The 11,398-nt window shown below is 38.4% G+C and carries 12 protein-coding genes; 7 read left to right on the top strand and 5 right to left on the bottom strand.

Annotation, left to right across the window (positions count from 1 at the left end):
• Positions 1–124 precede the first annotated feature (124 nt).
• Positions 125–1,318, bottom strand: a complete 1,194-nt coding sequence (locus tag ABD769_RS05065; RefSeq protein ID WP_344849928.1) for an SGNH/GDSL hydrolase family protein — start codon at positions 1,316–1,318, stop codon at positions 125–127.
• Positions 1,319–1,530: 212 nt separating this feature from the next.
• Positions 1,531–2,619 carry an AI-2E family transporter gene (locus ABD769_RS05070; protein WP_344849930.1) on the bottom strand — a complete coding sequence of 363 codons (1,089 nt, stop codon included), beginning with the start codon at positions 2,617–2,619 and terminating at the stop codon, positions 1,531–1,533.
• Between the two features lie 186 nt (positions 2,620–2,805).
• On the opposite strand from ABD769_RS05070, the gene ABD769_RS05075 reads away from it, so the two are divergent.
• Positions 2,806–3,624: an alpha/beta hydrolase gene (locus ABD769_RS05075; RefSeq protein ID WP_344849932.1), complete on the top strand. Its 819-nt coding sequence runs from the start codon at positions 2,806–2,808 to the stop codon at positions 3,622–3,624.
• Here ABD769_RS05075 and ABD769_RS05080 read toward each other — a convergent pair.
• Positions 3,621–3,983, bottom strand: coding sequence for a response regulator (locus ABD769_RS05080; RefSeq protein ID WP_344849935.1), 363 nt, complete (start codon positions 3,981–3,983; stop codon positions 3,621–3,623). The genes ABD769_RS05075 and ABD769_RS05080 overlap by 4 nt on opposite strands.
• A gap of 309 nt (positions 3,984–4,292) precedes the next feature.
• Between ABD769_RS05080 and ABD769_RS05085 the strand changes: the two genes are divergently transcribed.
• A complete protein-coding gene (locus tag ABD769_RS05085; RefSeq protein ID WP_344849937.1) occupies positions 4,293–4,547 on the top strand; it encodes a hypothetical protein in 255 nt (84 codons plus the stop codon).
• A gap of 68 nt (positions 4,548–4,615) precedes the next feature.
• On the opposite strand, the gene msrB is transcribed toward ABD769_RS05085, so the two are convergent.
• Positions 4,616–5,125, bottom strand: coding sequence for a peptide-methionine (R)-S-oxide reductase MsrB (gene msrB, locus ABD769_RS05090; protein WP_344849940.1), 510 nt, complete (start codon positions 5,123–5,125; stop codon positions 4,616–4,618).
• A gap of 207 nt (positions 5,126–5,332) precedes the next feature.
• Between msrB and ABD769_RS05095 the strand changes: the two genes are divergently transcribed.
• The 5 genes from ABD769_RS05095 to ABD769_RS05115 all read left to right on the top strand — a co-directional run bounded on the left by ABD769_RS05095 (position 5,333) and on the right by ABD769_RS05115 (position 10,772).
• Positions 5,333–6,229 (top strand): LysR family transcriptional regulator, encoded by an 897-nt coding sequence (locus ABD769_RS05095; RefSeq protein WP_344849942.1) that lies wholly within the window; start codon positions 5,333–5,335, stop codon positions 6,227–6,229.
• A gap of 102 nt (positions 6,230–6,331) precedes the next feature.
• Entirely contained in the window at positions 6,332–7,309 is a 978-nt protein-coding gene (locus ABD769_RS05100) for a YeiH family protein (protein WP_344849944.1), read from the top strand.
• A 256-nt stretch (positions 7,310–7,565) separates the two neighbouring features.
• On the top strand, positions 7,566–9,740 hold the full coding sequence (locus ABD769_RS05105) for an alpha-galactosidase (RefSeq protein WP_344849945.1): 2,175 nt from the start codon (positions 7,566–7,568) through the stop codon (positions 9,738–9,740).
• A gap of 141 nt (positions 9,741–9,881) precedes the next feature.
• Complete coding sequence (locus ABD769_RS05110; RefSeq protein WP_344849947.1) at positions 9,882–10,385, top strand: VOC family protein; 504 nt, start codon at positions 9,882–9,884, stop codon at positions 10,383–10,385.
• A 36-nt stretch (positions 10,386–10,421) separates the two neighbouring features.
• Positions 10,422–10,772 (top strand): cupin domain-containing protein, encoded by a 351-nt coding sequence (locus ABD769_RS05115; RefSeq protein WP_344849948.1) that lies wholly within the window; start codon positions 10,422–10,424, stop codon positions 10,770–10,772.
• Positions 10,773–10,936: 164 nt separating this feature from the next.
• On the opposite strand, the gene ABD769_RS05120 is transcribed toward ABD769_RS05115, so the two are convergent.
• The gene (locus ABD769_RS05120; RefSeq protein WP_344849950.1) at positions 10,937–11,281 is read right to left on the bottom strand and encodes a lipocalin-like domain-containing protein; all 345 of its coding nucleotides are present in this window, start codon (positions 11,279–11,281) and stop codon (positions 10,937–10,939) included.
• Positions 11,282–11,398: the final 117 nt, after the last annotated feature.

Raw genomic sequence — 11,398 nt, forward strand, 5'->3', positions numbered from 1 at the left:
GCAAATAAGGATGGATATTGTTTGCTTTAAACTAAATCGATTAAGTAAGGTAATTTTAATTAACCGGTTAACCGTTTGAAAAGTTGATGTTCGATCGGTATGGATTGTAAACCCATACTAACAGTTAATTATTGTTTACCAGAAAATAAGCAATACGGCAGGTATATCCTGTAGATTTTGGATGGTGATATTCGCTGGTACGCACACTTAGTTTATGCTCACCACCTCCTAACTGGTCGCCTAATAACAAATACCAGGGTAAATGCAGGCTTGCGCTCCATTGTGTGTACAGATCAATTATTTTCTCTTCTCCGCCATCAATCCGGTAGTGCAGCATGCCGGCATCAGGTCCTGATAAAACGGCGATACCTACTGCATTGCCTTTAAAAATGAAATCGAAGCTACTGTTTCGCGTGCTGCTTTCCAGTACAGGGATATTTACGAAACCAGGCCTGGCTTCTAAACCGTCAGCAGGTTTCCAGTTTTTGTTAATGCTAAAGGTATTCAGGTTTTCTGCCGCGCTAATGTTTACGTACTGACCTTTGGTATAGGCAAATTTATCAATGATTTTAGGTACACCAGAATCTGCTTTTTTATTGGTGTTCTTCTGGTTTTCTTCGAGGTAAGTTTTAATAGTATTAAAATAAAGCTGTTGCCCGAAAGGCGCAGGGTGAAGATCTTTAAAATCAGCGGCCCAGGTAAATTCCTTGTTGGCAATGCGTTTATCAACTTCTAAAGCCAGGTTTATAAATGGCAAATGGTAATATTCGGCTAAATCGCTGTGTACTTTTACCTCAACCGGTGTTTTACCTTTATCGAAATCATTGTTTTTGTCTTCATCGGCAAAAGCCATCAATACGATATTGGTTTTCGGGTTTTTGTTTAATGTATGCCTGATGATACCCTCTAAAGCGCGACGTTGATTTTGTTCTGCCGTTTTGTTTACATGATCATTAACGGCCGATTCTACAAATAATAAATCTATTTTCCCGCTGTCGAGCACATCACGCTGCAGGCGGAAAGCATGTGGTAAACTACCTAATGAAGGAATACCTGCATTGATAAATTTAAATTTTGTTTGCGGATAGGTTTTAGTTAAATAATTGCAGACTAAACCACGCCAGCCTTCCATATTGGTAATCGATCCACCTAAAAAAGCAATAGTTACAGGTTCCTTTTTATCTATTTTTTCGGCAAAGTTGGTGCTGTAACCGTTAAATGTGATAAATGAGGCAGGTTGAAGTTTGTTTTGGGCAAAACTTTTAGAAATTAGCGCCATAGCCAATAGCGTGAGGCACAGAAAAGAGCTTAGTTTCATGGTTGTTTGTGTAGCCCAAATGTAATAAAACAAATCGTTATTTCGAGTTTGAGTTTATTGCATAAAATCGATATGATCTGCAAAAATTTCTATCTATAACTTCCATAATTTACCGTCATTTCGAGCGTAGCAGAGCAATCTATCTCAATATAGATCTCTCCACGTTGCGATGCCAAGGAGATGATGACTTCCCTTAACTAAATCTATAAACTTTATGCAGTTGTAATTTTCTTCCTCCTAAACCTTTTCATCTGGCCCATATGCTCTGTAGGGATGTTATCGCCCAGCAGTTTACCCCAGGGTTTCAGTCCGTCGATCCGGTCGAAAATGATTTTTAATACTGCAATAAATGGGATGGACAGGAACATGCCCGGTATGCCCCAAAGTGCGGCGCCCATTAGTACAATTACAATAGAAATTAAGGCATTAATCTGCACCTTGCTCGAAACAATGCGTGGTACGAGAATATTATTGTCGATAAACTGGATTAAAGCATAAGCCGCAATAATTAATAACTGGGTGGTAAAACCATCTTTAGTTAAGGTGGCCATCAATACCGGCAATGCAATAGCAATAATACCACCAATATAAGGGAGCAGGTTTAATATGGCGCCGATAACACCGATGAGAATAGCATTTTGTACACCGAGGATCAATAAAGCTACAGAGTTCATTACTGCAACAATAGAAGTTTCAATCAATAAACCAATAATATAACTTTGTATGGCTGCTTTAGTTTCGCCCAAAATCTCTGCAACTTTTTCTTTGTTCTCTTCCGAAAATACTTCGTAAATGAAATTGAGGATCAGTGTTTTATATAACAAAATTAAAAAAGTATAAACCGGAATCAGGAAAACCACACTTAAAACACCCATTAAGCCGCTAAGTGTTTGGCCGATCAATGCTTTACTGCCATTCGCGGCATCATTAACCATTTGCATCTGCTTTTGTGTAGAAATACCAAAGGTAGTTTGTAACCAGCTTCTTATTTCTTCAAGTAATTGTGATAATTTATGCTTAATGCTGTCCAGGTCATCAAAAAAGTGGGCCACCTGCGAAGATAGAAAATAAAGTACTCCTGCCACAACCAACAAACCGATCAGCATGGAAAGGATGATACTTAATATTTTTGGCATTTTTCTTTCGAAACGGTTGGTGAGCGGATTAAGTAAAATGGCGATTAAGGCCGCGAAAGCCAATGGTACCAGGATATCTCGCAGTACGCTCATCATAAATACTATAATAACCAGGCCTAAAAGGATTACAGGCGCCTTGATGTAAAATGGATAGGTTTTATTCATGTTTTGCAGGTTCATCCGTTCAACAACCATAATGTAACAAAATTGTTTTAAAGTTTTATTTCTTTTAGAAGGAGGATTTATACACAGCAAGTATCATTTTTATTTTTAATTGTAAGAAATTGTAAAGAATATGGGGTTATTTTATAAATTTAGCATCGTATTGCCTGACCATATTATAATTTGATAATGAAAAACCACTTTTTACTCACCGTTTGTTTGTTTTTATTTACAAAAATAGTTTATGCTGCCGAAGTAGATACCGCTTTAACCTATAGCAAATCGATGAAAAAAAATATTAAAGCTGTGGTAATTAAGCCCGATAGCTACAAAACCGGAAAATCTTTTCCTGTAATGTACCTGCTTCATGGTGCGGGAGGCAATTATGCCGAGTGGGTTAAAAAAGTACCTGAAATTAAAAACCTGGCAGATGAGTACCAGTTCATTATTGTATGTGCTGATGGAAATGTAACCAGCTGGTATTTTGATAGTCCGGTTGATCCTGAATGGAAGTACGAAACCTATGTTGCCAAAGAACTTGTAGGGTATATTGATGAACATTATAAAACTATAGCCGAAAAAAGGGGGAGGGCAATAACGGGTTTAAGTATGGGCGGCCATGGGGCGCTTTATCTGGCCATTAAACATCAGGATGTTTACGGTGCTGCGGGCAGTATGAGCGGTGGTGTTGATATTAAACCTTTCCCGAACGGATGGAACATTCCGAAAAGACTGGGAGCGGAAGATGAATTTCCTGAACGCTGGAAACAACACAGTGTGATTGATCTGGTGAATCTTATTAAACCCAAATCATTAGCGATTACAATCGATTGCGGAACAGAGGATTTTTTCTATAAAGTTAACGTGCGCCTGCATGATGAACTGTTGTATAATAATATTCCTCACGATTTTACTACAAGACCAGGTGCCCACAATTGGGAATACTGGGCAAATGCCATTAAATTTCAGAGCGTTTTTATGAATAATTTCTTTAATCAGAAACCTTAAGCTACGAGCTGAGCGCCTACTTTATTAATCAGGTTATTGATATCAAATGGTTTGGCTATAAAATCGTTCGGGTGGCAAACATGGCTTTTCATATCGCCCAGGGTATGGCTGGCTGATATCATAATCACAGGAATATGATCTGTTAATTTGTTCTTTTTAAGTAGATTACAAAGATCACGCCCGTCCAGCACGCCCAGCATAACGTCGAGTAAAATTAAATCTGGTTTAAAATCCGTAATCCTTTGATTCAGCTTGCTTGCATCCCATAACCCATTTACCTCGTAGCCTTCCGATCCTAAAATCAGTTCTATAACCTCTAATATCTCCTTATTATCATCAACCACCAATATCTTTTTCATTTCCTTATCCTCTAATTTAGATTAACGTATTGTAAATAAATGCGTTCTGTATAATTAAACAAAGGCATTAACTAAAAGTTTCAGTCTTTTTATATTCGTTTATAAGTATGTGATTAGGATGGCTGTGAAGCCTTATTTTGATGGTGCCAGCCTGCTGTGGTTAGAATGATACGCGTTGAATTAAAATTAATACATGATTTTAGGCTAAAAATTAACTTTTAGATTACATGAAAAATAAAGCGTTACCATATTTTTGGCTGTTCTCGAAATGTTATTCATAAAACAGGAAACGAAGATTTAAAACCAAAAATGAAATACTTAGTCAAAGAAATCAGTGAAGGAAACTGCGATATTACTTTATTGCCGGAAAACCTGAATGACAGAAATCTTTTAGCCGAAACTACAAAAAGCGTTCAGCAGAATTATCAGGAAGCTATCCAGGCGCATTACGAACATGCATTGAAAAATGAAGTTCATGGCAATGCGGCATTTGTTTCCTTAAACAGTGAGGAAAGCAATTATCCGAAAAGAGTAAATGTAAATTACCAGATTATCTTAAGCTAAAAAGATACTGATCTGTAAAAAAAAAGGCTTTCTTAATGGTAAAGAAAGCCTTTTTTATTTAAGCCTGTTTACTGTGCGAAACCATCAGGCTCAAAGTCAAGCGCGATCGAATTCATGCAATAACGTTTATGGGTAGGAGCAGGCCCGTCGTCGAAAATATGCCCTAAATGCGAATTACAACGGCCACATTCTACTTCTGTGCGTTCCATACCTAAACTGTTATCTTCTTTGTAAATGGTGCTTCCCTTACGGATGGTTTCAAAAAAACTTGGCCAGCCGCATTCACTGGCAAACTTAGCGTCCGATTTAAATAAGGCATTGCCACAAACAGCACAATAGTAGGTTCCTTTCTGGTTGGCGTTCCATAACTTTCCTGTAAAGGCCCTTTCGGTGTTCGCTTCCCGCGCTACCGCATACAAAGCAGGAGATAAGATTTTTTTCCATTCCGAATTTTTAACATTTAATTTTTTAGTATCGGTGCGGGAATAATATGGGTTTTTTATTTGAGTCTTGGTTTCCTGACTATTGGCATAGAACCCAAAACTTAACAGAAATGATAGTGCGATTAATATTTTCATTGTATGTGTTTTTATATGTAAATAAACGAATAATAAGCTTAAATGGATTTGGTTAAGTTAGTCCGTAGTCTTTAGTCCCAGATCTGGAGTTAATTGTTTGCACAGGCAAATTTCTTATTATCGTTGGTTATAAACAATCAAACCATTAACCAGTTAACCAATAACAAATAAACCAGATTTTATATACTTGTAAATATTTATAAGAATATGCTCGATTTCAGATTGCAGGTTTTTTATGCCGTGGCCAGGCGCCTCAGTTTTACCCGTGCGGCGGCTGAACTTTTTATTTCGCAGCCTGCGGTAACCAAACACATTAAAGAATTAGAGATACAATATAAAACAACGTTTTTTGAACGTAGTGGAAATAGAAAAATAGCACTAACCGCTGCCGGAAAGGTACTGCTTGCTTATGCCGAACAGCTAATTGCGGTATATGGCGAGCTGGAATATGATCTGAACCTGCTGAATAAGGAACATGGTGGTGTGCTGAGGATAGGAGCCAGTACAACCGTTGCGCAATATATCCTGCCAAAAGTGCTTGCATTGTTCCATAAAAAATTTGGTTCGGTAAATGTTCAGTTGCTAACCGGAAATACGGAAGATATCGAACAGGCTTTGTTGGCCAGAGAGGTAGAAATTGGCATTATTGAAGGTATTTCGCGTAGCCCGCAAATCAGTTATGAACCTTATCTGCGTGATGAAATTGTGCTGGTAGCCGCCTCAGGCAATACTAAAATCAGAAAGGATATTTTAAAACCCGAAGAGTTGCTTAATTATCCGTTTTTATTAAGAGAACCGGGGTCTGGCACACGCGAAGTAATTGGTGTGGCATTGGCTAAGCAACACATTAAACTTTCTGACCTGAAAATGGAAATGCAGCTGGGTGGTACGGAAAGTATTAAATCGTATTTGAGCCATAGCGATTGTTTGGCTTTTGTTTCTGTTTATTCGATATTAAAAGAACTCAGGAATAATGAACTCCGGATTATTGATGTAAAGGGATTGAATATCGAACGGCCATTTCATTTTATCCGCCAACACGGGCAGGCCTCTTCGCTTGCAGAATTGTTTATCCGCTTTGCTAAAAAACAAAAAATACATTAATTAAATGTGTTATTTAATAACTTTTAGTTATCGATCATTCGTAATTGTAATTTAAAAACAGGTTTATTGTTATGGATATTTGAATGTCAAAACCATAACGAAATGAATATTCATAGCCATTCTGCCCAATCTGATGAGGGGCTTATTTTCAAAGTAAATCCACGCACTAAAAAAATTGTATTTACAGGTTGCATAATACTTTGCCTTACCCCATTTGTAAGTCCAACAGTTGCGCTTTTGCTAGGTTTTGCTGTTGCTCAGTTTACCGGCCATCCTTATATGGCGCTTAATCATAAAGGTACCAGTTTATTGCTTCAGTTTTCTGTTGTAGGGCTTGGTTTCGGGATGAACGTGCATTCGGCGCTTCAGGCAGGTAAAGAAGGTATAATTTTTACCTTATTCTCAATTATCGGAACGCTGGTTATGGGGTATTTTATTGGCAAATGGCTCTGTATCGATAAAAAGACTGCTTACCTCGTCTCGTCAGGGACGGCCATTTGCGGCGGAAGTGCCATTGCCGCCATTTCACCCGTAATACTTGCCGGAGAGAAGCAGGTTTCTGTAGCTTTAGGCTGCATATTTATTTTTAATGCCCTGGCGCTTTTAGTTTTTCCACTCGTAGGGCATTATTTAAACCTTTCGCAAAGCCAGTTTGGCTTATGGTGCGCCATTGCCATTCACGATACCAGCTCGGTGGTAGGAGCAGCCAGTAAATTCGGGGCAAAAGCCCTTGAGGTGGCCACAACCGTAAAACTGGCACGTGCGCTATGGATTATTCCTGTAGCTTTTCTGTCTACCTTTTTATTTAAAAACCCATCCAAAAAAATCAGTTTTCCCTACTTTATTATCTTGTTTGTACTGGCCATTGTAGTCAATACCTATTTGCCGGCCATTGCTGCATGGCGTCCTTATTTAATCTCTGTTGCAAAAGCAGGGCTTACCCTTACACTTTTTTTAATAGGGGCAGGACTATCGCGGAAAATATTGTTAGCGGTAGGTTTTAAACCTTTGCTTCAGGGTTTGTTGCTGTGGATAATGGTTTCTTTAACAGCGCTTTATGCGGTAATGCATTTGGCATAAAAATTCAGATACAGTTAAAAGTCTTTAAACCATCCGGTTATCATCTAAATATTTTGTTTCTTATTTGGCTACCGGTCATCACAAATTAATGTGCTGTGGTATATCTTAGGTTAAGATCTTATCTTAATCCGTTAATAGCTGGTTAGTCTTTTGTTTAGTGTTTGTTAAATTTGTTTACTGATGTTGCTGATGATCTAACCATGCAGAATGTGGCTTTACATCATTATATCCTTTAACAAACAAGCATCTCTTACAAATGAAGTATAGAAACAATCGCGGTTTTTTGATATTTGCCCTGGCCATATTTTACCACTTAAATTTAAATGCACAAAAAATTATAATCGGTACCGAGAAATCAGCATTGGTTTACAGCGTAAATAAAGACAAACAGTTAAACCAAATTTACTTTGGTACTAATCTGCTTGATTCTGCCTCCTACCGGAATATAAATGCATACGAATTGCCAGCCTATGCTACAGGCGGAGCTACTTATCTCCAGGAACCTGCTTTAGCCGTAACACATGCAGATGGCAATATGTCGCTGCAGCTGGCGTACTTATCAAAAGAAATAAGGAAGTTGGATGATAACGTAATTGAAACTAATATCCGGTTAAAAGATCCGGCATATGATTTTTATGTAAACCTGCATTTTAAGGCTTTTCAAAAAGAAAATATTATTGAAACCTGGACGGTTATCGAAAATCAGGAGAAAGGTGATGTGTTGCTGAACCGTTATGCTTCTGTATTTTTAAATTTCCCCGGCGCTACCAATTACCTTACACGTTTTAACGGCGATTGGGGAATAGAGGCGCAGATGGAACAATTTCTGCTGCCAAATGGGCTTTACAGCATTCAATCTAAACTTGGTGTTAAAACTGTAGAAAATGGCCTGTCATCTTTTATGCTATCGAAAGAGCAGCTTGACGACGAAAATAAAGGAGAGGTTTTTGGTGGCTCTCTGGCCTGGAGCGGTAATTTTGATTTACAATTTGAGACTTTTAAAAACAACTCACGACTTGGAGAGGCACTGAAAGTGATCTGTGGCATTAACGCCTATGCATCAGCCTATCGCTTAAAAACCAAGGAAAGTTTTTCGACACCGCATTTCATCTTTACCTATACCAACGGCGGGCAGGGTCAGGTAAGCAGAAATTTTCACCATTGGGCAATTAAAAACGGCATCTGGAAGGGAGAACAGCGCAGGCAGACCTTATTGAATAATTGGGAGGCAACTTATTTTAAATTTAATCAGGACACACTTGTTAATTTATTTGATGGTGCGAAAAAATTGGGCGTCGATCTTTTTCTACTGGATGATGGCTGGTTTGCAAATAAATATCCGCGTGATAATGATAAAGCCGGACTTGGAGACTGGGAAGTGAATAAGAAAAAGCTAACCAACGGTATAAGTTATCTGGTAAAAGAAGCAAAAAACAAAAATATTAATTTTGGGATCTGGATAGAACCAGAAATGGTTAATCCTAAAAGTGAGTTATATGAAAAACATCCTGATTGGCTTTTAAAAGCACCAAATCGTCCTGAAGATTTGCAGCGTACCCAGCTGGTGCTCGATCTTAGTAATCCGAAAGTTCAGGATTTTGTGTTTGGTGTGGTGGATAATTTAATGCGGCAATCGCCCGGTATAGCTTACATGAAATGGGATTGCAATCGCGTGATGAGCAATCCATACAGCGTCTTTATGGGAAAAGACCAGAATGCCTTATTTGTGAAATACACTCAGGGACTTTACCATGTGTTGAACCGGGTAAGAGCCAAATATCCGGATCTGGAAATGATGCTTTGTGCCAGTGGAGGCGCCAGGGTAGAGTATGGGGCACTTAAATACTTTCAGGAGTTTTGGGCAAGTGACAATACCAATCCGTTAGACCGCATAAAGATACAATGGGGATATTCCTATTTCTTTCCAGCCTTAACCATTTGTAACCATGTTACCGACTGGGGCAAGCAGTCCTTAAAATTTAAGCTGGATGTGGCAATGTCGGGCAAAATGGGTTTCGATGTGCAGGTAAAGAAAATGAGCCAGAAGGATATCGAATTTAGTAAAGCGGCAGTAGAAAATTATAAGCGATTACAACCTTTAATCAATTATGGCGACTTATACCGCCTGGTATCTCCATATAAAACGAATAGTGCCTCTTTAATGTACATAGATAGTACTAAAACTAACGCTATACTTTTTGCTTATAATTTGATGGTGAGCGAGGCACAAAATTATCCGGCCATCATCTTAAATGGTCTGGATCCGAAAAAGAAGTACAAAATTAAGGAAATAAACCTGAGAGCAGAGGCTAAACCGCAGTTTACTGAAGATGGACAGGTTTATAGTGGAGAAAGTTTAATGAGCTCAGGATTAAAGTGGTATTTGTTCCGTAGTGAAACAAGCTCGATATTAACATTAGAGGCTATTTAATTATACGCGTGATAATGTTGTTTAAATATGCCCTGGGCTAATTAAATGCGCTAAATTGAAATTTATTTTTCAGCAGGCATAAATATAGAATGATCCTTAAATAAAACAATTACATGCCTCAATTTTAACGATTTAAGATGTATGGAGATCAGCAACCCAACAATCTGGCAGATTATTTTTAGAGAAAACCATCGCCGTAAAGGTTTTTGTGTAAGGGAAAATGATTTATTGAATTTTTCGAAAAGGATAAGGTCATTTATCGGTATTTTTGAAAAAAAAAGGAATATTATGAGCAACAACCAGCAGAAACTTAAGCACCAGCAGGTTCAGTACCTTGAATTCCTCTCGCGCGATCTGGAGAAGGTAAAAGCATTTTACACCGGGGCGTTCGGATGGAATTTTACCGATTACGGGCCGGAATATACCGCTTTTGAAGGGGATTTTGTAGACGGAGGTTTTACTTTGGGTGAGCCTTCGAAAGGAAGTATCCTGGTTATTCTTTACTCAGAGGATTTGGAAGCAACCAAAACAAAGGTGCTTAACGCAGGAGGGGTGATTTCAAAAGAAATATTTGATTTTCCTGGTGGACGCAGGTTCCAGTTTCTTGATCCTGATGGTTATGAACTTGCTGTTTGGTCACTGTAAGAATGAACTCGGGCCCTATTTTAAACTAAAATAAAAATGACTAAGACGATCCCTCAGCTTACCGTAATTGATATTGAGCAGGAAACTGCTGGTATAAGCAGCTATAAAAATGTTCCGCTTTCACTTTTTAACGACCATATAGTAAGGGTAGGGGTAATGACAGAATCTTTTTACTGGCACTACCATCCTAACAGTGATGAAACTTTTATGGCCATCGAAGGCATTTTATTAATCGATCTTGAAGACCGTACGGTTGAGCTGAAACCAGGACAGCTGTTTACCATTCCTGCAATGGTTAAGCATTGCACCAGACCGCTTCACGGGCGATCGGTTAACCTAACCTTTGAGCTTGCAGCAATGGAAACGGTTCGATGTGATGCAAGCTAGATTACAGAAAATAACCGTCCCTGTCTGCTTTCCTTCTTCTGCAAATCATTCCAGAATAACTTTTTATGCAACAAACCTCCTGTCGTCAGGAAAGTGGACTGATTTTTCTACGGGATTGAATCTGGTAAACATCGGAGCGGGATGATTAACTTAAATAAACTGCATTATTCAACTTTCTCATATTCCAGTGTTCCGATTTTGTCGCTGCTGATGATCCTTTTTTTAGCATCAAAATACTCCACGTCAAATTTGATGGACACAATACTGATTCTGACCGTTAGTTTTTTATTGTCTTCGGAAAGTTTCCATTTGCCGGTACGCGAATTGTTTCCGTTAATCCCTTCAAATTTACCACCTTCCATAAACACCTGGTACACATTGTCTGGCGTTTTTACCACGCCATTTGTCGTCTCCTTTACCAGTTTCCATTTTCCAATAAGTTCTTTAGAGGTTTGTGCCTGGCTTACAAAACCGGTAACACAAAGTAAAAAAGTAATCAGGATTTTCATATGCTATAGATTTTTGTTCCAATTTAAGGATAATAAAAATAAACAGCCGGTTGTTTTTAATTTATACAATTGTATTCGCGAGCGGATATAAAAACTTACTGCAGGTAAAAGCGTGCA

It is taken from the genome of Pedobacter jeongneungensis, assembly GCF_039538295.1.
In the GTDB taxonomy this organism is placed as follows: domain Bacteria; phylum Bacteroidota; class Bacteroidia; order Sphingobacteriales; family Sphingobacteriaceae; genus Pedobacter; species Pedobacter jeongneungensis.

What these genes read in the sequence shown, in the direction of transcription:
- ABD769_RS05065 (WP_344849928.1), bottom strand. Translation starts at nt 1,318, where the DNA reads ATGAAACTAAGCTCTTTTCTGTGCCTCACGCTATTGGCTATGGCGCTA.
- ABD769_RS05070 (WP_344849930.1), bottom strand. Translation starts at nt 2,619, where the DNA reads ATGAATAAAACCTATCCATTTTACATCAAGGCGCCTGTAATCCTTTTA.
- ABD769_RS05075 (WP_344849932.1), top strand. Translation starts at nt 2,806, where the DNA reads ATGAAAAACCACTTTTTACTCACCGTTTGTTTGTTTTTATTTACAAAA.
- ABD769_RS05080 (WP_344849935.1), bottom strand. Translation starts at nt 3,983, where the DNA reads ATGAAAAAGATATTGGTGGTTGATGATAATAAGGAGATATTAGAGGTT.
- ABD769_RS05085 (WP_344849937.1), top strand. Translation starts at nt 4,293, where the DNA reads ATGAAATACTTAGTCAAAGAAATCAGTGAAGGAAACTGCGATATTACT.
- msrB (WP_344849940.1), bottom strand. Translation starts at nt 5,125, where the DNA reads ATGAAAATATTAATCGCACTATCATTTCTGTTAAGTTTTGGGTTCTAT.
- ABD769_RS05095 (WP_344849942.1), top strand. Translation starts at nt 5,333, where the DNA reads ATGCTCGATTTCAGATTGCAGGTTTTTTATGCCGTGGCCAGGCGCCTC.
- ABD769_RS05100 (WP_344849944.1), top strand. Translation starts at nt 6,332, where the DNA reads ATGAATATTCATAGCCATTCTGCCCAATCTGATGAGGGGCTTATTTTC.
- ABD769_RS05105 (WP_344849945.1), top strand. Translation starts at nt 7,566, where the DNA reads ATGAAGTATAGAAACAATCGCGGTTTTTTGATATTTGCCCTGGCCATA.
- ABD769_RS05110 (WP_344849947.1), top strand. Translation starts at nt 9,882, where the DNA reads ATGGAGATCAGCAACCCAACAATCTGGCAGATTATTTTTAGAGAAAAC.
- ABD769_RS05115 (WP_344849948.1), top strand. Translation starts at nt 10,422, where the DNA reads ATGACTAAGACGATCCCTCAGCTTACCGTAATTGATATTGAGCAGGAA.
- ABD769_RS05120 (WP_344849950.1), bottom strand. Translation starts at nt 11,281, where the DNA reads ATGAAAATCCTGATTACTTTTTTACTTTGTGTTACCGGTTTTGTAAGC.